Here is a 19,012-nt window from a genome sequence, read left to right on the forward strand (position 1 = left end):
ATGGGCGTTGTCACACACAGAGGGGGCTCAGCCGAAGGCGCTGAACAGCAGCACCAGGCCGATGACCCCGCCGAACACGATCAGGGCATAAAACTGGACGCGGCCGGTCTCGAAGTACTTCAGCCCCTCGCCACTGCCCAGGGTGAGCAGGCCGGTCAGGTTGACCACCCCATCCACCACCTTGGAGTCGACGTCGAGCACCTGGCGGGCCAGCCGGCGGCTGCCCTGCACGAAGATCTTCTCGTTGATGGCATCGAGGTACCACTTGTTGGCCAGGAACCGGTTGATCGCCGGGAAGCGTCCCGCCACGGCGGTGCCAAGGTCGATGCGGTGGAGGGCGTAGGCCAGCACCGCCAGGCCGATGCCGAGGCTGGAGATGGCCACCGAAGCCCCGGCCAGGGGCAGGAACTCCCCCCAGCTGAAATGCTCGGCCACCTCGGCGGCTTCAACGGGATCGACGAGGTGGCCGAAGCGGCTGTTCCAGGGGGTGCCGAGCAGACCGATCAGCACCGAAGGGACCGCCAGCACCACCAGCGGGGCGGCCATCTGCCAGCCGGATTCGTGCGGATGGCTGGCGTGACCGTGGTGGCCGTCCTCTGTGGACTCCGGAGTGGCCTGGCCCGCAGCGCTGAGCAACTGGGCACGGAGGCCGGCGTCAAGGCCGCGGAAGGGCCCCTCGAAGGTGAGGAAGTAGAGCCGGAACATGTAGAAGGCGGTCATCCCGGCGGTCAGGAAGCCCATCGCCCACAGCAGCGGGAAGCTGTTGAAGGCCTGGCCGAGGATCTCGTCCTTGCTCCAGAAGCCCGCCAGGGGAGGGATGCCGCTGATCGCGATGCAGCCCACCAGGAAGGTGGCGGAGGTGATCGGCATGTGTTTCCTGAGGCCGCCCATCAGGCGCATGTCCTGGGCCAGCACAGGCTCGTGGCCCACCACCTCCTCCATGGCATGGATCACCGAGCCGGAGCCGAGGAAGAGCATCGCCTTGAAGAAGGCGTGGGTGACGAGGTGGAACATGCCCGCCACCGGGGCCCCGCAGCCCATGGCCAGCATCATGTAACCCAGCTGGGAGACGGTGCTGTAGGCCAGCCCCTTCTTGAGATCCATCTGGGTGAGGGCAATGGTGGCGCCCAGAAACAACGTGATGGTGCCGATCACGGCGATCACCAGCTGCACCTGCGGAAAAGGCTCGTAGACCGGCTGCAGGCGGGCCACCAGGAAGACGCCGGCCGCCACCATGGTGGCCGCGTGGATCAGGGCCGAGATGGGGGTGGGGCCCTCCATGGCATCGGGCAGCCACACGTGCAGGGGGAACTGGGCCGACTTTGCCATCGGTCCCATGAACACCAGCAGGCAGAGGAGAACGGCCACCCCCGTGGGCAGGCCGCCGCCGGCCACGGCCGCCGAGAGCCGCTCGCCGATCTCCTCGAAGCCGAAGCTGCCGGTGGCCCAGAACAGGCCCAGGATCCCCAGCAGCAGGCCGAAGTCGCCGACCCGGTTGACGACGAAAGCCTTCTGGGCGGCGTTGGCGGCGGCGTCCCGGTCGTACCAGAAGCCCACCAGCAGGTAGGAGCACATGCCCACCAGCTCCCAGAACACGTAGATCTCGAGCAGGTTGGGGCTGATCACCAGCCCGAGCATCGAGCTGCTGAACAGGGCCAGATAGGTGAAGAAACGGACGTAGCCCTTGTCGTGGACCATGTAGCCGTCGGAATAGACCATCACCAGCAGGGCGATGGTGGTGACCAGCGACAGCATCACGGCCCCCAGCGCATCCACCCGGAAGCCCATCTGCAGATGGAAGCTGCCGGCGCCGGCCCAGTCGAACAGCACTTCGGTGCCGCCCGCTCCCGCCAGTTGTTCGGCCAGGATCGCGAAGCTGAGCACCGCAGCCATGCCCACGCTGGTGATCAGCAGCAACGCCACCGGCTTGCGCAGGCGGTTGACGGTGCGGTTGAAGGTGATCAGCCCCAGGCCGGTGAGGCAGGCCCCCAGCAGGGGGAGCACTGGGATCAGCCAGGCAAGTTCGGAAGCGGAGGGCATCCTGGAGGCTCTATTGGGGCGAGTGTAGGCAGGCCCACCGGAATGCCCTCGCCTCTGTGGGGGCGTGCCCATCGACCCCGGTCGGTGGGCGGGAGCTTCAGCCCAGCCAGTGAGCCAGGGCGGTGCGCGAGAAGGTGGTGGCGCCAAGGCCGATCCAGCGGTGGGCCCACCACAGCACACCAATGGCGATGACGATCCCCAGCTGGGAGGGCCGCAGGAATTCCGCCGCCACCAGCGTCTGACGGCCATCCAGAACTGCGGCGAAGGGAAACACCGATGTGGCGGCCCGCAGCTCCTCGAAGGCCGGCCCGAAACGGTGGCGCAGGCGACGGTCCCCGTTCCAGACGGCGAACAGGTGGTGGCCGATCAGGCCCACGCAGGCCACAAGCGTGAAGCTGGTGCCGATCCAGAGCAGGTGGGTGGCGCACCAGAGCACCTGACCCACCGCCTGGGGATGGCGGCTCACCCGGATGATCCCCGTGGCATAGAGCCGCACCTGGGGCTTCTGCACGGCGGGAATCTCCAGCAGGTTGTAGGTGGCCGGATACAGAAACAGAAAACTGACCGCCGTGCCGGTCCAGACCAGCGGCACCACCCAGGCCTGCTCCTGCAGGTTCCAGAGCCTCAGGCCGTCGTAGCGGTGAGCCAGGAAGTAGCCCACCACCACCACCGCCGAGGGGATGCTCAGGCCGGCGAACAGCAGCCGCCAGAGCCGGGCCCCGATGCGCGCCTCCCCCCAGACCCTCAGGGAGGCGCCGCCGCTGTGGATCAGGGCGAACAGGACCAGCAGGGCCAGCATCACGACACTGCTGTGCTGGGGGTCCGCCGTCAGCAGGGGAAGCGAGGGCATGGGGGTGCGGCGTCCGGGAGCGGATGTGACAGGCCGATTCTTGCCACCGGGCAGGCCCCCTAGAGTTCATCACGGCCTGCCGGCTCCGGCGAACGGTCCCCCCGAGGCCTCCCCGACCCATGGCAGATCTGCCTTTCACCCTCGACCAGCTCCGCATCCTGCGGGCCATCGCCAGTGAGGGCAGCTTCAAGAAAGCGGCCGACAGCCTGTATGTCACCCAGCCGGCGGTGAGCCTGCAGATCCAGAACCTGGAGAAGCAGCTCGATGTGTCCTTGTTCGACCGCGGCGGCCGCAAGGCCCAGCTCACCGAAGCCGGCCACCTGCTGCTCAGCTACTGCGACCGGATCCTGAGCCAGTGCCAGGAGGCCTGCCGGGCCCTCGACGACCTCCATAACCTGCGCGGCGGCTCCCTGGTGGTGGGGGCGAGCCAGACGACGGGCACGTATCTGATGCCCCGCATGATCGGCCTGTTCCGCCAGAAGTACCCCGACGTGGCGGTGCAGCTGCAGGTGCACAGCACCCGCCGCACCGGCTGGAGCGTGGCCAACGGGCAGATCGACCTGGCGATCATCGGCGGTGAACTGCCGGCGGATCTCAACGACCTGCTGCAGGTGGTGCCCTACGCCAATGACGAACTCGCCCTGGTGCTGCCCCCCAAGCATCCCCTCGCCCGGCTGCCCGAGCTCACCAAGGACGATCTCTACCGCCTGGGATTCGTCTGCCTCGACGCCCAGTCGACCACCCGCAAGATGGTGGACCAGCTGCTGAGCCGCTCCAAGCTTGACGTGCAGCGGCTCAAGATCGAAATGGAGCTCAACTCCTTCGAGGCCATCAAGAACGCTGTCCAGGCGGGGCTGGGGGCGGCGTTCCTGCCGGTGGTGTCGATCGAGCGGGAGTTGGCCGCCGGCACCCTGTACCGCCCCCAGGTGGCCGACCTGATGGTGCGGCGCCAGCTGAAGCTGATCACCCATCCGGCCCGCTATTGCTCCCGGGCCGCCGACGCCTTCCGCCGCGAGGTGCTGCCGGTGTTTGCCAGCCCAGACAGCCCCCTGCGCCAGGTGCAGGCCTCGCCGGGGCTGGCCGAACGCAACGGCCTCAGAACTGATCGGCCTCCGGTGTGAGGCCGACGGCGTCATCGGCGGCACCGGCGACCCCCCTGGTCTGGAACTTGTTGCCGGAGATGTCGGTCTGGTAGACGCAGCGGACGACGGGTTTGTCGCGCACCGAGCCGATGTAGGCGAAGGTGTTCATGCGTTGCTTGCACTGGCGCATCTGCTCAGCGGTCACCGCCCCTTCCTTCTGCAGCACCGACCAGTTCTCCCGGCGGATGACGCAACCGGGCTGGAGGGTCGGCTGGGTCACGAAGCTGCTGCTCGGGTTCATCGTGGTGTACAGCTCGATGTCCATCACGAAGGCGCTGGCGCCCCACTGTTTGCAGAATTCGGGGTCGGGCACGGCCATGTCGAGCTGCTGGGCACTGGCGATGTTGCCCTGGTTGCCCTGGGTGGTGCTGGTCACGGCGCTGCCGATGCCGATGCCCACCACCAGCACCCCCGCCAGCACCGCCACGGTGGCGACGTTCAGCTGAATGTTGGGGCCGCCGCCGCTCGGGGGACCGCCGCCGTTGCCGGAGGGAGGACGGCCGCCACCACCACCGCCGTTCATCTCCCGACGCCCCTTGGCCCCGGTGCGGGGATCCTCCCGGCGCCCGTAGCCCGTGGAAAAGCGGTCGGTGCGCTCGTCGTAACGATCGGCGCGGGGGTCGTAGCGGTCGGGCCGCACGTCATAGCCGCCCGGCTCGGGTCGGCCACTGCTGCTGCGGGAGCGGGTCACAGGATTTCCGGGCTGCGGGGCAGGCCCATCGAATAATTGAGCACCCGGGCCTCAGGGTTGTAGCTCACCTCGCCGGCCTGGAGCATCTGGCGCACCAGGCCTTCCAGTTCGGAGCCGATGCGGCGCAGGCTGTAGTCGCTGAGTTCCTGGCCGGCCTGGGCCGCCACCAGCTGCCTGAACTGGCTGCGCACCTTTTCGAGGGCGGCCTCGTCCCAGAGGAACTCGTTGTCGGGATCGATGTCGAGGGTCAGCTGGTCCGGGTCGGGGATGAGATCGTCGTTCTCCACCCGCGCCGTGAACAGGCGGATGTGGCGAGTGGTGGACTTGAGCAGCGTCTCGACCATGGGCTCGGCCTCGGGGGCGGGGATGCGTTGAAGGGGGTCGGCACCGGTTGAGTGCTGTATCGACTTTAGATAGGCCGGAGCCTGATTTCGCCGCCGCCGCCGCCTGGCGCCGGTCGCCCCTGCCCGGGAGGGCCCGATAAGGTTGCTGTTGATCTGTGGTTCAACATGCGGGTTGTCATCGCCGGGGCCGGGCTGGCCGGCCTGTCCTGCGCCAAATACGTCTGTGACGCCGGCCATACCCCGATCGTGCTTGAGGCCAGAGATGTGCTGGGCGGCAAAGTGGCGGCCTGGCAGGACGCCGATGGCGACTGGTACGAAACCGGTCTGCACATCTTCTTTGGCGCCTATCGCAATATGCGCCAACTGTTTGCCGAGCTGGACATCGAGGATCGCCTGCAGTGGAAATCTCACTCGATGATCTTCAATCAGAAGGAAGTGCCGGGTACCTATAGCCGTTTTGATTTTCCCGACCTGCCGGCCCCGATCAATGGGATGGCCGCGATCCTGGGAAATAATGACATGCTGACCTGGCCGGAGAAGATCGCCTTCGGTCTTGGCCTGGTTCCGGCGATGCTGCGCGGCCAGGCCTATGTGGAGGAATGCGACAAGTACAGTTGGAGTGAATGGCTTCGGATTCATAATATTCCTGAGCGTGTCAACGATGAAGTTTTTCTCGCCATGAGCAAGGCGCTCAACTTCATCAACCCTGAGGAGATCTCCAGCACGGTGGTGCTCACCGCGCTCAACCGCTTCCTGCAGGAAACTGACGGCTCCCGCATGGCGTTCCTGGATGGCAACCCGCCGGAGCGGCTCTGCCAGCCGATGGTGGATTACATCGAGGCCCGTGGGGGAGAAGTGCATCTGGACTCGCCCCTGCGGGAGATCCGCATCGACCAGGACGGGGCTGTCACCGGCTTCCGCATTGGCGGTATCAAGGGCCGACCCGAGCGCGAGATCCAGGCCGATGCCTACGTCAGTGCCATGCCGGTCGATCCGCTCAAGCTGCTGCTGCCCGAGCCCTGGAAGACGCTGCCGTACTTCAGCAAGCTCGAGGGCCTGCGCGGTGTGCCGGTGATCAACATCCATCTCTGGTTCGACCGCAAGCTCACCGATATCGACCACCTGCTGTTCAGTCGTTCGGATCTGCTCAGTGTCTATGCCGACATGAGCAACACCTGCCGGGAGTACGAGGATTCCGAGCGCTCCATGCTCGAGTTGGTGTTTGCTCCTGCCGCCGACTGGATCGGCCGCCCCGATGAAGAAATCGTGGCCGCCACCCTGGAGGAGCTCAAGCGCCTGTTCCCCGTCCATTTCACTGGCGCCTCCCCGGCCCGGCTGCGCAAGTCGGTGGTCGTCAAGACGCCGCTTTCTGTCTACAAGACCGTGCCCGGCTGCCAGCAGCTGCGGCCCTCCCAGGCTTCCCCCATCCCCAATTTCTTCCTGGCGGGTTGCTTCACCATGCAGCGCTACCTGGCCTCGATGGAGGGAGCGGTGCTGAGCGGCAAGCTCTGCGCCGCCGCCGTGGACGCCAGTCTTGGCAGTCGGGGCCAGGGGCCGACACCGGCCCAGAGCCTGGCGACGGTGTGAGTGTGCTGGCCCCGCTGCCCCCTTGCCTCTCCTCCGATCTGCAGGACGCCTATGAATCCTGCCGGCAGGAAACGGCGCGCTGGGCCAAGACCTTCTATCTCGGCACGATGCTGTTGCCCCCGGCCAAGCGCCGGGCCATTTGGGCGATCTACGTCTGGTGCCGCCGCACCGACGAACTGATGGACAGTGCCCAGGCCCAGACCCTTTCGGCCAACGTCCTGCTGGAACGCCTCGATGCCTGGGAGGAGCGCACCCGCGCCCTGTTCGCCGGCCGTGCCGTCGACGCCCTCGACAGGGTGATGGTGGACACCATGGAGCGCTTCCCCCAGCCCCTGCAGGCCTACCTCGACATGATCGAGGGCCAGAGGATGGATGTGCTGCGTGATCGCTACGCCAGCTTCTCCGACCTCCAGCTCTATTGCTACCGGGTGGCCGGCACCGTGGGGCTGATGACCCAGGAGGTGATGGGGGTCGACGCCGCCTACACCTCCGCCCCCTGGAGCGAGCGCCCCGACACCTCGGAAGCGGCCGTGGCCCTGGGCATCGCCAACCAGCTGACCAATATCCTGCGGGATGTGGGTGAGGATCGCGGCCGCGGTCGTATCTATCTTCCCCAGGAGGATCTCGACCGTTTCGGTTACTCCGAAGACGATCTGATGGCCGGCCGTCTCAACGAGAACTGGCAGGCGCTGATGCGCTTCCAGTTGGAGCGGGCCAGGGATTGGTTCAACCGTTCCGAGGCCGGGGTGCGCTGGCTGGCCCCGGATGCCCGCTGGCCCGTGTGGGCCTCGCTGCGTCTGTACCGCGGAATCCTTGATGTCATCGAGAGATTGGATTATGACGTCTTCAATCACCGCGCCTTCGTGCCCAGGGTCGGCAAATTGTTGGATCTTCCCTTCTCCTATGTGATCGCCCAGACGCGATGAAGCGGCGTTCCATCGGCCAGGCCCAGGGGCGGTCTCAGGGCTGATCCCCGAGTGCCAACCACTCCTTCAGCACCGGGTTCACCAGGGAGGGATTCTCGTCATGGGGGCAGTGACCGAGGCCGGGCAGGATCCGCAGGTCACGTACGGCGGCAAAAGCCCCGGCCCAGCGCCTGGCCTCGGCTACCGGCTCCCATGGATCCGCCTCGCCCCAGAGCAGCCGGACCGGAATGGTCAGTTCCGCCAGCATGTCCGGGGCCAGGCGGTCGCGGAAGAGGTTGATGAACCCCCGGAAGCTCTCCTCGGCACCCGGGCTGCGCGCCGGCGTCAGCAGCAACTGCACCAGTTGGTCATCGACGCCGCGGCCCGTGGGGTAGGCGACGGCCAGAACCCTGCGGATCACGCCGGGATTGGCCACCCAGCGGAACAGCCGGCCCGTGAGCCAGCGCTGACGCACCAGGCGCTTCAGCTGGGGCCGGCCGATCCGGCGCAGCGGAGGCTGCTCGCTCAGGCGGCGGTCGTCCAGGCTGCGCTGGGCGCAGTCGATCAGGATCACCTGGCTGGCGTCGTCCCCGAGTCTGGCGGCCGCGGCGAGGGCCACGACGCCCCCGATCGAATTGCCGACGAGCTGGACTGGCGTGCCGATCACCTCCCGCACGAAGGCCGCCACCTGATCGGCCCACAGATCGATGCCGTAGCGCAGCGCCAGACCGTCATCCGGTTCGCCCTCGAGGCGTGAGGGGGGCTTGCTGCTGGCCCCGAAGCCGACCAGATCAATGGCGAAGACGGGACGGTTGCCCGACAGTGGCGGCAGGTTGTGGCGCCAGTGTTCCTTGCAGGCGCCGAAGCCATGAATCAGAAGCACGGGCAACTCCCCGGCTTGGGCCGGCGCCGCAGGCGCGCTGCGGGCGTAGCTCACCGTCTGCCCCTGCCACGACCAGGTGCCCAGCCAGTCCGCCGGGAAAATCGTGCCGCCGCTGGCCTGGGGAGTGGAGGGCATGGCGCTTGGTGACAGTGGCGTGAGAGGAGTCCTGTCCGACGGTTCCGATGCCTGGAGGGGGAAAGGACCCCCTAGGCAAGCGACTGTCCTACGCCACTCAAGCGGCCCTGGCCTCAGACCGCGGCTTTCTGGTTGGCCAGCAGGTTCTTGAGCTTGGCCAGTTCGCCGGCCCAGCGGGGATCGGGGGCGCCTTCACCGACGGCGTCGGCATGCACCACCTTGTTGACGCTCTTGCGGGCGGCCGTGGGGGCGCTGCCGGGGCGACGATCGGCGCCGGCGGCGGGGCGGCTGTCCCGGCGCTGCTCGGAGATCTCGATGCGCAGGGTGCTGCCACCGAAGTCCTTGCCGTTGAGCTGGGCGATCACCGCCTCGGCCTGGGCCAGATCCTCAACGTTGGCAAAGCCGAAGCCCCGGCAGCTGCCGGTCTCGCGGTCGTTCACCGCCTTGAAACGCACCCCCTCTCCCACGCTCGAGAAGAGAGCTTCCAGCTCTTTGGCATCAAAGGTTTGCGGCAGATTGCCGACATAGAGACGAACGCTCATGGGGAGGGGGCTCGGGAAAGGGAAAAAAGCTCTGGCAGGCGGTGCGATCACGCCATTGCATTCAGCAGTTAATCACGCCGAGGGTCCGCTTCCCTTGCCTCGCCCTGGCAACCCAGCCACACCTGGGCGGCAGCAACGACCTCTTCGGTCAGTCGCGTATCCGCCAACTCCGCTGTGTCCGTCGCTGCCTTTTTGCCCAATCGGTCGAAGGCCCGTTCGGCTGTGAGGTGGTCGATCAGCTGGCCGAGCCGGGGGCCTGGGGGGATGGCCAGCAGCTGTTGCAGGCGGCTTCCATCCAGGGGCGGCCGGGGGTGGAACAGGCGATCCGCCGGATCCCGCCAGCGGCCCATGGCCAGCTGCGCCGCCTGCGGATCCAGATGCAGCAGCAGGGCGGGCAGCTCCTCTTCCAGCTGGCGCTGCAGGGCCAGCCGCTCCGCTTCGGCCAGGGCCTCCAGCGCCAGAGCACCGGCGGGCCCTGGCGTCTGCCGGAGATGGCCGAGCCATTGCCGCAGCCGCTGGCAGCGCTGCTGCAGCCGGCGACTGGCCCGCAGCCCTTCCAGGCTCGGGCCATCCAGTACGGCCGCCAGCCGTGCCAGCGGCAGGGCCCAGGCCGCCTCGGCGGGAGTGAGGCCGCAAGTTTCCGGCCGCTGGGGCCCCAGGCTCGCCAGCGGCGCCTCGGGCCCGTCGGCGGCCCCCCAGGGCTGGAGCAGGCCCGCCTCCAGGGCCTGCTCCAGCCCCCGGTGCCCCTGGGCAGAGGCCACCAGGCGCTCCAGTTCCGCCAGCACCCGTTCCCCGGCCACGGCGGTGATCCGCTGCCGGTGGCGCCGGATCAGCTCCCAGGTGGCTGGAGCGATGGCGAAGTCCAGTTCGCAGGCCAGCCGCACCCCCCGCAGCAACCGCAGCGGGTCGTCGAGCAGGTTGGCCTCGCTGATCGCCACCAGCCGGCGCGCGGCCAGATCCTGGAGGCCACCGCAGGGGTCGATCAGTCGCAGATCGGCGGCCGCTCGGCTGTCCAGTGCCAGCCCCCCCAGGGGCAGGGCGATGGCGTTGGCGGTGTAGTCGCGGCGGGTCAGATCGGCCCTGAGATCGTTACCGGCGCAACGGGCCAGGTCGATCGTCCAGCCCTTCAGCACCAGCCGGGCGATCGAACGTTCCTTGTCAAGCACCACACAGGTGCCACCGAACTGCCGTCCCAGGCGCCGGGCCAGGTCGATGGCGTCGCCGGGCACCACCAGGTCGAGATCCGGCTGGGCGACCAGCCGACCCAGCAGGCCGTCCCGGACCGCCCCCCCCACCAGCGCCGTGCCCTCCGGCAGCTGGTCGGGGGGCACAGGCCAGCGCTCCGGTGCCAGGGCCCGCCACAGTTCCGAGACTTGACGTCCCGGCTCGCACGCCACAATGGGCGCCCTGCTGGGCCGCGGCGGCATGTGCATCTGCGTGGATTGCCACTGGGTCGAGCGTTGTCAGGCCTACCACGCGGTCGAGCGTCAGCACGGCGTCGCCCACCTCACCATGAGCCCCGATTTCAGCCCCCGGCAGCCGCGCATTCACGTGCAGGTGCTCGATCTCGACGCTGCCACGGCCAGTGTCGGGGTGGAGTGGGACGTGCGGGCCTGCTCCGATTTCAACTCCGATCCGGGCCGCTGGCGCCGCTGGCGCCCCGACGGCCCCCTGCCGTCATGACGGGCCTGCCCGATCCGGACGGCCGCCCCTGGCTGCTGGCCCTGCACAGCTCCAGCGACAGCCTCGGCGTGGGGCTGCAGCGCCTCGGGGCGACACAGCCGGAGCGGCTGGAGAGCTTCCCCCTGGGCCGCTCCCTCTCCAATGGGCTGTTCGACTGCCTGGAATCGGTGCTGCCGGCCAGCGCCTGGCCCCAGCTGGGTCGCCTGGCGGTGGCCACCGGCCCCGGTGGCTTCACCGGCACCCGCCTGACGGTGGTGCTGGCCCGCACCCTGGCTCAGCAGCTGGCCCTGCCCCTCGATGGCATCAGCAGCTTCCACCTGATGGCCCGCCGCCTGCTCGCCGGTCCCCAGCCGCCCAGCGCGGCGGGTCCCTTCTGGTTGCTGCAGGAGCTGCCCCGTCGCGGCGTGGTGGCGGGGCTCTATGGCGCCGACCCGGGCCTGCCCGGCGGTGTGGTCGAGCTGGAGGCCCCGAGGCTCCACCGCGGCCGTGACGCCCTGGCCCCCTTCCCCATCCAGCCGGGTGAGGTGCGCTTGCCGGAGGACGTGATCCAGTTGCTCGGCTTCAGTGCCGCCAGCGCCGCCGCAGGCCTGGGCGCCCCCTGGCAGCCGGTGCTGCCCCTCTACCCCACCAGTCCGGTGGAGGCGCTCCCATGTTGAGCCGCCCCGGACCCCATCCCCGGCCCCGCCGCCGCTCGCGTCGCCCGGCCAGCACTGAGCCGACGCCGGCGGGTCCTCCCCAGCGGACGAACCGCCGCGCCCCCCCCGCCCCGCGGCGACCTGGCCGGGGCCGGGGCGTGCTGGTGGGCTTGGCGGGCCTGGCTCTGCTGTGGCTGTCCCGGGGGGTGTGGTGGCCGACGCCGCCGCCGCCCCAGATGATCCTGGTGCTGGGGGGCGATGCCGATCGGGAGGCGGCCGCTGCCCGCCTGGCCCGTAGCGATGGGCTGCCGGTGGTGGTCACCGGCGGCACCAACCCCGAGTACGCCCACTGGCTGTTCCAGCAGAAGGAGGGCCTGCCCTCTCGCCAGGTCCAGCTCGACTATCGGGCCCGGGACACGGTGTCCAACTTCACCTCCCTGGTCGACGATCTGCGCAAGTCCCGGATCCGTCACGCCCTGCTCGTCACCTCCACCGATCACATGGAACGGGCTCTGCTGGTGGGACGGATCGTGGCCGGCAGCCGCGGCATTCACCTCACCCCGGTGCCTGTCCCCTGCGGCGAGCTTTGCGTCGTCGAGGGCCGCAGGCGCTTGTGGGGCGATGGCGCCAGGGCGGCCCTGTGGGTGGTCAGCGGCCAGGACATCAGGCCGTGGGTGGAAGAGCGGGTGGCTCCCTGGCTGGAGAAAGCAGGCTTCCGCTGATCGGGCCGAGGTCCAGCATCCTGTTGATCTGCTCCTGGGCGGCCCGGGTCACCGCCTCCAGGTCGGGGCGCCGCCGGGAGGCCGGGGGAGGGATCGGCGTGCCGATGCGGATGTGGATCGGCACCAGCCGGGGCCCATGGCCGCCTGCTCCCAGGGCCCGGTGGCTGTTGATGATCGCCACCGGCAGCAGCGGCACCCCAGCGCGGGCCGCCAGCAGGGCCGCCCCTGGCTGGGGCCGATTGACGCGGCCATCCGCCTGGCGGGTGCCGTCCAGGAAGACGCCGGTGGCCCAGCCCTGCAGCAGCCGGTCGGTGGCGGTGCGGATCGCTTCCCGGTCGCCGGCGCCGCGCTCGACCGGGTAGGCGCCGCAGGCCCGGATGATCGGCCCCAGCAGCGGCACCCGGAACAGCTCCGCCTTGGCCATGAAAGCCACGGGCCTGCCCAGGGCATGGCCCAGCAGCGGTGGATCCAGGTGGGAACCATGGTTGGCCACGACCACCACGGCCCCCTCCAGGGGCACGTGGTCGTTGCCGGTGGTCTGGCCCCGGAACAGCACCCGGAAGACGGGAAACACCAGCAGGTAGCTGATCAGCCGGTAGGTCAGGCTCGGCTTTGGCGTGCTCAGCAGGGCGGGGGGATCGGCCGGTGGCCGGCGGCGGCGTCTCACTGGCCCAGGTCGCCCGAGCCGGCGATCTGGGCGGTGCCGAGCCCGGGGCAGCTGCGCTTGATCAGGCCACTGAGCACGTTGCCGGGGCCGATCTCCACCGCGGTGGTGATGCCGGCGCTCTGCAGGCGTTCCATGGTTTCGCGCCAGCGCACCCCCATGGTCATCTGCTGGCGCAGGCGTTCCTTGAGCACCGAGGCGGCGGTTTCGGGCCTGGGATCGGCGTTGCTGAGCACGGGGATCCGGGCGTCGGCGAAGGGCACCGCCTCCAGTTCGGCCGCGAAGGCGGCGGCGGCGGCGGCCATGAAGGGGGAATGGAAGGCGCCGGAGACGGCCAGGGGGATGGCCCGTTTGCAGCGCACCGTGGCGCTGACGCTGGCCACCGCCTCCGGCGTGCCGGAGAGCACCACCTGGGCGGCGCTGTTGTCGTTGGCGATGACCACCCCCTCGGTGGCCGCCACCACCCGCTCCAGCTCGTCGCGGTCGAAGCCCATCACGGCGGTCATGGCGCCGCCGCCGGCGGCGGCCATCAGTTCGCTGCGGCGGCGCAGCAGCTTCAGGCCGGTCTCGGCATCGAAGACCCCGGCGGCGTAGAGGGCCACCAGCTCGCCCAGGCTGTGGCCCGCCACCAGCTGGGCCGTGCGGCCCTGCCGGTGCAGTTCGTCCACCAGCAGGCTCTCGACCACGAACAGGGCCGGCTGGGTGTTGCGGGTGTCGTTGAGATCGCTGGGTTCGCCCGGGTCCCCGCTGCCGCCGGCTTCAGACCCGGCGCAGATGGCCAGCAGGTCGCGGCCGAGCAGGGCTGAGGCCCGATCAAAGCGCTCCCGGGCGCCAGGCAGGTCGATCACCCCCTCGGCCATGCCCGGCTTCTGCGAACCCTGTCCCGGAAACACCCAGGCGATGGCCATGCAAGCCTCCCGTGCAACGGCAGGAGATTAGGGCTCGGCTGGCGGGCGGCCGGGACCGCTCCAGCGGAACAGGGCGGCCCCCCAGCTGAGGCCGGCACCGAAGCCGCTGCTGGCGATCAGGTCACCGACGCCCACCCGCCCATCGCGGACCGCTTCATCAAGCATCAGGGGGATCGTGGCGGCGGAGGTGTTCCCATAGGCCGAGAGATTGCTGAGCACCCGCTCGGCGGGCATGGCGAAGCGGTCGGCCACCGCATCGAGGATGCGCTGGTTGGCCTGATGCAGCAACAGCCAGTCCACATCCGAGGCGGCGGTGCCGGTGGCCTCCAGCAGCTCGGCCAGCACGGCGGGCACTTCCCGTACGGCGAACTTGTAGACCTCCTGGCCGTTCATGTGGATCGGCGCGAAGCCCCCCACCTGGGCGGAGAGGTCTGCCACCAGGGGCCGGTGCTCGGCCACCTGGGCCAGGGTGAGGCAGGCGTTGCGGCTGCCATCCGAGCGCATGCGGAAGCCCACCAGGGCGTCGTCGGCAGGGTCGCAGGCCTGGACGGCCAGGGCACCGGCGCCATCGCCGAAGAGCACGCAGGTGCGGCGATCGTCCCAGTCGAGCCAGCGGCTGAGCTGGTCGGCGCCGATCACCAGCACCCGCTGCATCGTGCCGCCGTGGATGTACTGGGCCGCCGTGATCAGGGCGAACAGGAAGCCACTGCAGGCCGCCGTGAGATCGAAGGCCACCGCCCGGTGGGCGCCCAGGGCCGCCTGGACCCGGGGGGCGGTGCCGAACAGGTCGTCGGGGCTGGAGGTGGCCAGCAGGATCAGATCCACTTCATCAGGAGCCCAGCCCGCATGGGCCAGGGCCGCCCGGCCGGCTTCGGCGGCCAGGCTGGTGACAGTCTCGCCGGGGCCAGCCACGCGCCGGGCGCCGATGCCGGTGCGGCTGCGGATCCAGCCGTCGTTGGTGTCGACCCGCTCGCTCAGCTGGTCGTTACTGATGCTGGCGGCGGGGAGAGCGCGTCCACAACCCACCAGAGCCATCCCCCGCAAGGCGGCCGTGGTCACCGTCTTGTCCGAGCCGAGCGGCACCCATTCGGTTCACAGGTGGGCACAGTCAACCACAGGTCGTTGCCACTCCGGCGCTCCCCTCGCCGAGGGCGTGCAGGTCGTCCATGACGCCGTGGCTGGCGGCGGAGTGGGCCAGCCGCAGGGCGCTAACCACCGAAAGCGCCCGGCTGCTGCCGTGGCCGATCACGCAGATGCCGTCGACCCCGAGAAGCAGGGCGCCGCCGTGCTCGGCGTGGTCGAGGCGCTTCTTGATCCGCACCAGGTTGCTGCGCAGGAACGCCGAGCCCACCTTGCCCCGGCGCCCCCGGGGCAGCTCGGCCCGCAGCACGTCCAGCAGGACGCTGCCCACCGACTCAAGGAACTTCAGCAGCACGTTGCCGGTGAAGCCGTCGCAGACCACCACGTCGAAGTCCCCGGAGAGGATGTCGCGACCCTCGCAGTTGCCGGCGAAGACGAAGCGCTCGTCGCCCGCCAGCAGCGGATGGGTGCGCAGGCAGAGGTCGTTGCCCTTGCACTCCTCCTCGCCGATGTTCACCAGGCCGATGCGGGGCCGTTTCACCTGCAGCACGTCGCGGCTGTAGATGTTCCCGAGCAGGGCGAACTGATGCAGCCACTCGGGCTTGCAGTCCATGTTGGCCCCCACGTCGAGCACCAGCACCTGCTGGCTGGGGTCCTTGGTGGGGAACAGGGCGCCGATGGCGGGCCGATCGATGCCCGCCAGCCGGCCGAGGCGGAAGATCGCGGCGGCCATCACCGCACCTGAGTTGCCGGCGGAATAGACGGCGGTGGCCTCACCCTTCTTGACCAGATCCATGGCCACATTGATGCTGGCGTCGCGCTTGCGGCGCACCACCGTGGCCTCCTCGTGCATGCCCACCGAGGGGCCGCTGGGCACCAGTTCGATCAGGCCGTGCTGCACCGCCTCTTCAAGGTCGTGGCCCAGGCCCATCGCCGCCACCGCCAAGCGCAGCGGCTCCGGCTCGGCCACGAAGCGGATGCGCAGGGGCAGCAGGCCCACCGCCCTCAGACATCCCTCCAGGATCGGGCCTGGGGCGTGGTCTCCGCCCATGCCGTCGACGGCGACCCAGAGGCGCTGCCGGTCATCGATGCCGCCGCCGCTGTGGTTCCCCTGCTGGAGACGCCGCAGCGGATCGAAGACGAAGGGCTGGAGCACGGAGCCCGCCACGTTGGTGGCAGCGCCGGCCATGCTGCCCGCCACCGAGACGGCCCCCGAGGCGGCCCCCGAGGCCGTGGCGGTGGCGGTGCCCACCAGGCTGGTGACGGCCGCATTGCGCCGGTACCAGATCACCAGACGGCGGATCGTGCGGTTGGGTTTGGGGCGGTTGGAGGCGAAGCGGCGACCGTCGCGCCCCCCGCCTTCAGGATCCTTCGGTGGCAACGGGTTCAACGATGCGCTGGAACAGATAGCCGGTGCCCCGGGCCGTGAGGATCAGCTCGGGGTTGGCTGGATCATCCTCCAGTTTGGAGCGCAGCCGCGAGATGTGGACATCCACCACGCGGGTGTCCACGTGACGCTCGGGGGTGTAGCCCCACACCTCCTTGAGGATCTCGCCCCGGCTGAAGGGTTCGCCGGAGCGGCTCACCAGCAGCTCCAGCAGGCTGAACTCCATCCCGGTGAGACGGATGCGCTCGTCGCCCCGGTACACCTGCCGCTTGTTGGTGTCGATGCGGAGATCGCCGACCTGGATCACGCCGGAATTGGGGATTCCGGCGCCGGGGTCCTTCTCGACCCGCCGCAGCACGCAGCGGATGCGGGCCTCCAGCTCCTTGGGGCTGAAGGGCTTGACGACGTAGTCGTCGGCCCCGAGCTCGAGGCCCGTGATGCGGTCGGCCACGTCACCGAGGGCGGTGAGCATCACGATCGGCACATCGGACTCCTTGCGCAGCTCCTGGCAGACGCCGTAGCCATCGAGCTTGGGCATCATCACGTCGAGGACCACCAGGTCCGGCAGGACACGGTGGAACGCCTCGATGGCCTCCTCGCCGTCGCAGGCGGTGACCACCTGATAGCCGATCATCGAGAGGCGCGTCTCGAGGATCCGGCGAATGCTGGCCTCGTCATCGACGACGAGGATCGTTTCCTTGGCGGTGGGGGAGGCCGTCATTGCGCGGCGAGGACAATGCAACACGGATCCGCCCTACTGAACCGGCCGGAAGGTCGCGAATTCACCGAACGCCACCTTTCTTCATACACCCCGCTCGCTTGCCTTGGCCCGTCCCGGTTCCTCGTTCGTCTGCCAGGCCTGTGGGGCCAGGACGCGGCAGTTCTTCGGCCGCTGCTCCGGCTGCGGTGGCTGGAACACGCTGGTGGAGCAGAGCGAGCCGAGTGCGGACACACGCCGCCGCCGCCCGGTGGCCGATACGGCTGCTCCGGCACCGGGCCGTCCCAGCCGCTCCGAACCGATCCAGGCCGTGGGGGACCGGCCCCTGCAGCGCCTGGCCAGCGGCTATGGCGAGCTGGACCGGGTACTGGGCGGCGGCCTGGTGCCTGGCTCCCTGGTGCTCCTGGGGGGTGATCCGGGCATCGGCAAGAGCACCCTGCTGCTGCAGAGCGCCCGGGCCATGGCCTCCCGGGCCGTGGTGCTCTACGTCAGTGCCGAGGAGTCGGCCCAGCAGGTGAAGCTGCGCTGGCGGCGCCTGGCCGAGGACGCCCCTGGCGAAGCGGCGGAGGCTGGCGAAGGCGAAGGCGGCGATGGTGAGGGTCTGCGCCTGCTGGCGGAGACCGATCTGGAGCTGGTGCTGCAGGAACTGGAGACCCTGCGGCCCCAGGTGGCGATCATCGACAGCATCCAGGCCCTGCATGACGCCGAGCTGGGCAGTGCCCCCGGCTCGGTGTCCCAGGTGCGGGACTGTGCCGCCGCCCTGCAGCGGATCGCCAAACGCCAGCACACCGCCCTGGTGCTGGTGGGGCACGTCACCAAGGAGGGGATGCTGGCGGGTCCCAAGGTGCTTGAGCACCTGGTGGATGCGGTGCTCACCTTCGAAGGGGACCGCTTCGCCAGCCACCGGCTGCTGCGGGCCGTGAAGAATCGCTTCGGCGCCACCCACGAGCTGGGGGTGTTCGAGATGCAGGGTGCCGGGCTGGTGGAAGTGAGCAACCCCAGCGAGCTGTTCCTGGCCGGGGATGGACCCAGCCCCGGCACCGCCACGATCGTGGCCTGTGAGGGCACCCGCCCGCTGCTGGTGGAGGTTCAGGCCCTGGTCAGCCCCACCAGCTACGCCAGCCCGCGGCGCACCGCCACCGGCATCGGCACCAACCGCCTGCACCAGATCCTGGCGGTGTTGGAGAAGCACATGGGTCTGCCCCTCTCGCGCTTCGACTGCTACCTGGCGGTGGCCGGTGGCCTTGAGGTGGAGGAGCCGGCGGCGGATCTGGGGGTCGCGGCCGCCGTGGTGGCCAGTTACCGCGACCTCACCCTGCCGGCGGGCACCGTGCTGCTGGGGGAACTGGGCCTGGGCGGCCAGCTGCGGCCCGTGGGCCAGTTGGAGTTGCGCCTGCAGGAGGCGGCCCGGCTGGGCTTTTCCCGGGCCGTGGTGCCCCGCGGTAGCGGCCTGGGGCCGGTGGCGGCCAGCCTCGGCCTGCAGCTGCTGGAGGCGGCCACGGTCGCCGAAGCCCTGGTGGCCGGCCTGGGGGTCAACCCCGACCAGTCGGAAGCAGACGTCTGATCAGAAATACACGTCGACGTTGCTGCGGCCGGAGGACTTGAGCCAGTTCTCGATGTCCAGATAGCCGCCCGGGTAGAGCCGCACGGCCTTGGTCCAGTAGGTGGCGGCCTCGTCGAACCAGCGGTCGGCGGCGTCCTGGTCGCCGGTTTCCTCGGCCAGCCGGCCCCACTTCTCGTAGATCAGCCCCATGTTCTTGAGGCAGGAGGGGGAGTTGGCGTTGGCGTCGAGCGACTGGCGGTAGAAGTCGAGGGCCTTGTTCTCCTCGCCATTGCTCATGAAGATAATCGCCATGTTCTTGAGGATCTCGCCCCGGTCGATGCTGTTCTCTTCAAGCTTCAGGGCTTCTTCGTAGTTTTCGAGGGCCTCGGCGTAGTCGCCGTCGTTCTGGGCCGACAGACCGTCGCGGTAATAGACGTACGCCTCCTTCGCCTTGGGATCGATCGGCAGCAGCTTGACGATCAGGTCGGCCATGACCGTGAAGCTCTTGTCGATGAAGTTGTCGTTGCGCTGCGAGCGGGGCAAGGGTCGAGAT

General features: G+C 69.4%; 20 protein-coding genes. 7 read left to right on the plus strand and 13 right to left on the minus strand.

Annotated features, from left to right (window positions below; all coding sequences use genetic code 11):
• Positions 1 to 27 precede the first annotated feature (27 nt).
• Together KBZ33_RS06405 and KBZ33_RS06410 are read right to left on the minus strand one after the other, a co-directional pair.
• Positions 28 to 2,040 carry an NAD(P)H-quinone oxidoreductase subunit 5 gene (locus KBZ33_RS06405; RefSeq protein ID WP_254951504.1) on the minus strand — a complete coding sequence of 671 codons (2,013 nt, stop codon included), beginning with the start codon at positions 2,038 to 2,040 and terminating at the stop codon, positions 28 to 30.
• 97 nt (positions 2,041 to 2,137) lie between these two features.
• Positions 2,138 to 2,890, minus strand: coding sequence for an NnrU family protein (locus KBZ33_RS06410; RefSeq protein WP_254951502.1), 753 nt, complete (start codon positions 2,888 to 2,890; stop codon positions 2,138 to 2,140).
• A 119-nt stretch (positions 2,891 to 3,009) separates the two neighbouring features.
• Here KBZ33_RS06410 and KBZ33_RS06415 point away from each other — a divergent pair, with 119 nt between their 5' ends.
• Entirely contained in the window at positions 3,010 to 4,011 is a 1,002-nt protein-coding gene (locus tag KBZ33_RS06415; RefSeq protein WP_254951500.1) for a LysR family transcriptional regulator, read from the plus strand.
• Here the strand turns inward: KBZ33_RS06415 and KBZ33_RS06420 are convergent.
• The gene (locus KBZ33_RS06420; RefSeq protein ID WP_254951636.1) at positions 3,986 to 4,672 is read right to left on the minus strand and encodes a DUF3172 domain-containing protein; all 687 of its coding nucleotides are present in this window, start codon (positions 4,670 to 4,672) and stop codon (positions 3,986 to 3,988) included. The genes KBZ33_RS06415 and KBZ33_RS06420 overlap by 26 nt on opposite strands.
• A 47-nt stretch (positions 4,673 to 4,719) precedes the next feature.
• On the minus strand, positions 4,720 to 5,067 hold the full coding sequence (locus KBZ33_RS06425) for an NAD(P)H-quinone oxidoreductase subunit M (RefSeq protein ID WP_254951499.1): 348 nt from the start codon (positions 5,065 to 5,067) through the stop codon (positions 4,720 to 4,722).
• Positions 5,068 to 5,232: 165 nt separating this feature from the next.
• On the opposite strand from KBZ33_RS06425, the gene pds reads away from it, so the two are divergent.
• A complete protein-coding gene (gene pds / locus KBZ33_RS06430; protein ID WP_254951497.1) occupies positions 5,233 to 6,654 on the plus strand; it encodes a 15-cis-phytoene desaturase in 1,422 nt (473 codons plus the stop codon).
• Complete coding sequence (locus KBZ33_RS06435; protein ID WP_254951495.1) at positions 6,651 to 7,580, plus strand: phytoene synthase; 930 nt, start codon at positions 6,651 to 6,653, stop codon at positions 7,578 to 7,580. Before pds ends, KBZ33_RS06435 begins: the two co-directional genes overlap by 4 nt.
• A gap of 34 nt (positions 7,581 to 7,614) precedes the next feature.
• Here the strand turns inward: KBZ33_RS06435 and KBZ33_RS06440 are convergent, their stop codons facing one another.
• The 3 genes from KBZ33_RS06440 to KBZ33_RS06450 form a co-directional block, all read right to left on the minus strand.
• Entirely contained in the window at positions 7,615 to 8,577 is a 963-nt protein-coding gene (locus KBZ33_RS06440; RefSeq protein ID WP_254951494.1) for an alpha/beta fold hydrolase, read from the minus strand.
• A gap of 113 nt (positions 8,578 to 8,690) precedes the next feature.
• Entirely contained in the window at positions 8,691 to 9,119 is a 429-nt protein-coding gene (locus KBZ33_RS06445) for an RNA-binding protein (protein ID WP_254951493.1), read from the minus strand.
• A gap of 68 nt (positions 9,120 to 9,187) precedes the next feature.
• Entirely contained in the window at positions 9,188 to 10,450 is a 1,263-nt protein-coding gene (locus KBZ33_RS06450; protein ID WP_254951492.1) for a CCA tRNA nucleotidyltransferase, read from the minus strand.
• Between the two features lie 94 nt (positions 10,451 to 10,544).
• Between KBZ33_RS06450 and KBZ33_RS06455 the strand changes: the two genes are divergently transcribed.
• The 3 genes from KBZ33_RS06455 to KBZ33_RS06465 are packed head-to-tail and all read left to right on the plus strand — an operon-like array spanning position 10,545 to position 12,159.
• Positions 10,545 to 10,802 carry a Ycf34 family protein gene (locus KBZ33_RS06455; protein ID WP_254951634.1) on the plus strand — a complete coding sequence of 86 codons (258 nt, stop codon included), beginning with the start codon at positions 10,545 to 10,547 and terminating at the stop codon, positions 10,800 to 10,802.
• Positions 10,799 to 11,458, plus strand: coding sequence for a tRNA (adenosine(37)-N6)-threonylcarbamoyltransferase complex dimerization subunit type 1 TsaB (gene tsaB / locus KBZ33_RS06460; protein ID WP_254951490.1), 660 nt, complete (start codon positions 10,799 to 10,801; stop codon positions 11,456 to 11,458). Before KBZ33_RS06455 ends, tsaB begins: the two co-directional genes overlap by 4 nt.
• On the plus strand, positions 11,452 to 12,159 hold the full coding sequence (locus KBZ33_RS06465) for a YdcF family protein (protein WP_315859153.1): 708 nt from the start codon (positions 11,452 to 11,454) through the stop codon (positions 12,157 to 12,159). Before tsaB ends, KBZ33_RS06465 begins: the two co-directional genes overlap by 7 nt.
• On the opposite strand, the gene KBZ33_RS06470 is transcribed toward KBZ33_RS06465, so the two are convergent.
• The 5 genes from KBZ33_RS06470 to rpaB form a co-directional block, all read right to left on the minus strand.
• Positions 12,101 to 12,826 carry a 1-acyl-sn-glycerol-3-phosphate acyltransferase gene (locus KBZ33_RS06470; protein WP_254951488.1) on the minus strand — a complete coding sequence of 242 codons (726 nt, stop codon included), beginning with the start codon at positions 12,824 to 12,826 and terminating at the stop codon, positions 12,101 to 12,103. The genes KBZ33_RS06465 and KBZ33_RS06470 overlap by 59 nt on opposite strands.
• Positions 12,823 to 13,731 carry an ACP S-malonyltransferase gene (gene fabD, locus KBZ33_RS06475; RefSeq protein ID WP_254951487.1) on the minus strand — a complete coding sequence of 303 codons (909 nt, stop codon included), beginning with the start codon at positions 13,729 to 13,731 and terminating at the stop codon, positions 12,823 to 12,825. Before fabD ends, KBZ33_RS06470 begins: the two co-directional genes overlap by 4 nt.
• A 27-nt stretch (positions 13,732 to 13,758) precedes the next feature.
• On the minus strand, positions 13,759 to 14,766 hold the full coding sequence (locus KBZ33_RS06480) for a beta-ketoacyl-ACP synthase III (protein WP_254951630.1): 1,008 nt from the start codon (positions 14,764 to 14,766) through the stop codon (positions 13,759 to 13,761).
• 73 nt (positions 14,767 to 14,839) lie between these two features.
• Positions 14,840 to 16,192: a phosphate acyltransferase PlsX gene (gene plsX / locus KBZ33_RS06485; protein ID WP_254951485.1), complete on the minus strand. Its 1,353-nt coding sequence runs from the start codon at positions 16,190 to 16,192 to the stop codon at positions 14,840 to 14,842.
• Positions 16,173 to 16,919, minus strand: a complete 747-nt coding sequence (gene rpaB / locus KBZ33_RS06490; protein ID WP_216909380.1) for a response regulator transcription factor RpaB — start codon at positions 16,917 to 16,919, stop codon at positions 16,173 to 16,175. The genes plsX and rpaB overlap by 20 nt, the downstream gene beginning before the upstream one ends.
• 103 nt (positions 16,920 to 17,022) lie before the next feature.
• Here rpaB and radA point away from each other — a divergent pair, with 103 nt between their 5' ends.
• Positions 17,023 to 18,480: a DNA repair protein RadA gene (gene radA, locus KBZ33_RS06495; protein WP_254951483.1), complete on the plus strand. Its 1,458-nt coding sequence runs from the start codon at positions 17,023 to 17,025 to the stop codon at positions 18,478 to 18,480.
• On the opposite strand, the gene KBZ33_RS06500 is transcribed toward radA, so the two are convergent.
• On the minus strand, positions 18,481 to 19,002 hold the full coding sequence (locus tag KBZ33_RS06500; protein WP_254951481.1) for a photosystem I assembly protein Ycf3: 522 nt from the start codon (positions 19,000 to 19,002) through the stop codon (positions 18,481 to 18,483). It abuts the gene before it with no gap.
• Positions 19,003 to 19,012 lie beyond the last annotated feature (10 nt).

The organism is Cyanobium sp. Cruz-8D1, from assembly GCF_024345975.1.
Classification (GTDB): Bacteria; Cyanobacteriota; Cyanobacteriia; order PCC-6307; family Cyanobiaceae; genus Cyanobium.

Bases quoted from the DNA above. Each gene is read 5' to 3' on its own strand.
- tsaB (WP_254951490.1), top strand. From the start codon at position 10,799: ATGACGGGCCTGCCCGATCCGGACGGCCGCCCCTGGCTGCTGGCCCTG.
- KBZ33_RS06440 (WP_254951494.1), bottom strand. From the start codon at position 8,577: ATGCCCTCCACTCCCCAGGCCAGCGGCGGCACGATTTTCCCGGCGGAC.
- KBZ33_RS06415 (WP_254951500.1), top strand. From the start codon at position 3,010: ATGGCAGATCTGCCTTTCACCCTCGACCAGCTCCGCATCCTGCGGGCC.
- KBZ33_RS06425 (WP_254951499.1), bottom strand. From the start codon at position 5,067: ATGGTCGAGACGCTGCTCAAGTCCACCACTCGCCACATCCGCCTGTTC.
- KBZ33_RS06455 (WP_254951634.1), top strand. From the start codon at position 10,545: ATGTGCATCTGCGTGGATTGCCACTGGGTCGAGCGTTGTCAGGCCTAC.
- KBZ33_RS06480 (WP_254951630.1), bottom strand. From the start codon at position 14,766: ATGGCTCTGGTGGGTTGTGGACGCGCTCTCCCCGCCGCCAGCATCAGT.
- fabD (WP_254951487.1), bottom strand. From the start codon at position 13,731: ATGGCCATCGCCTGGGTGTTTCCGGGACAGGGTTCGCAGAAGCCGGGC.
- KBZ33_RS06410 (WP_254951502.1), bottom strand. From the start codon at position 2,890: ATGCCCTCGCTTCCCCTGCTGACGGCGGACCCCCAGCACAGCAGTGTC.
- KBZ33_RS06405 (WP_254951504.1), bottom strand. From the start codon at position 2,040: ATGCCCTCCGCTTCCGAACTTGCCTGGCTGATCCCAGTGCTCCCCCTG.
- KBZ33_RS06445 (WP_254951493.1), bottom strand. From the start codon at position 9,119: ATGAGCGTTCGTCTCTATGTCGGCAATCTGCCGCAAACCTTTGATGCC.
- rpaB (WP_216909380.1), bottom strand. From the start codon at position 16,919: ATGACGGCCTCCCCCACCGCCAAGGAAACGATCCTCGTCGTCGATGAC.
- pds (WP_254951497.1), top strand. From the start codon at position 5,233: ATGCGGGTTGTCATCGCCGGGGCCGGGCTGGCCGGCCTGTCCTGCGCC.
- KBZ33_RS06465 (WP_315859153.1), top strand. From the start codon at position 11,452: ATGTTGAGCCGCCCCGGACCCCATCCCCGGCCCCGCCGCCGCTCGCGT.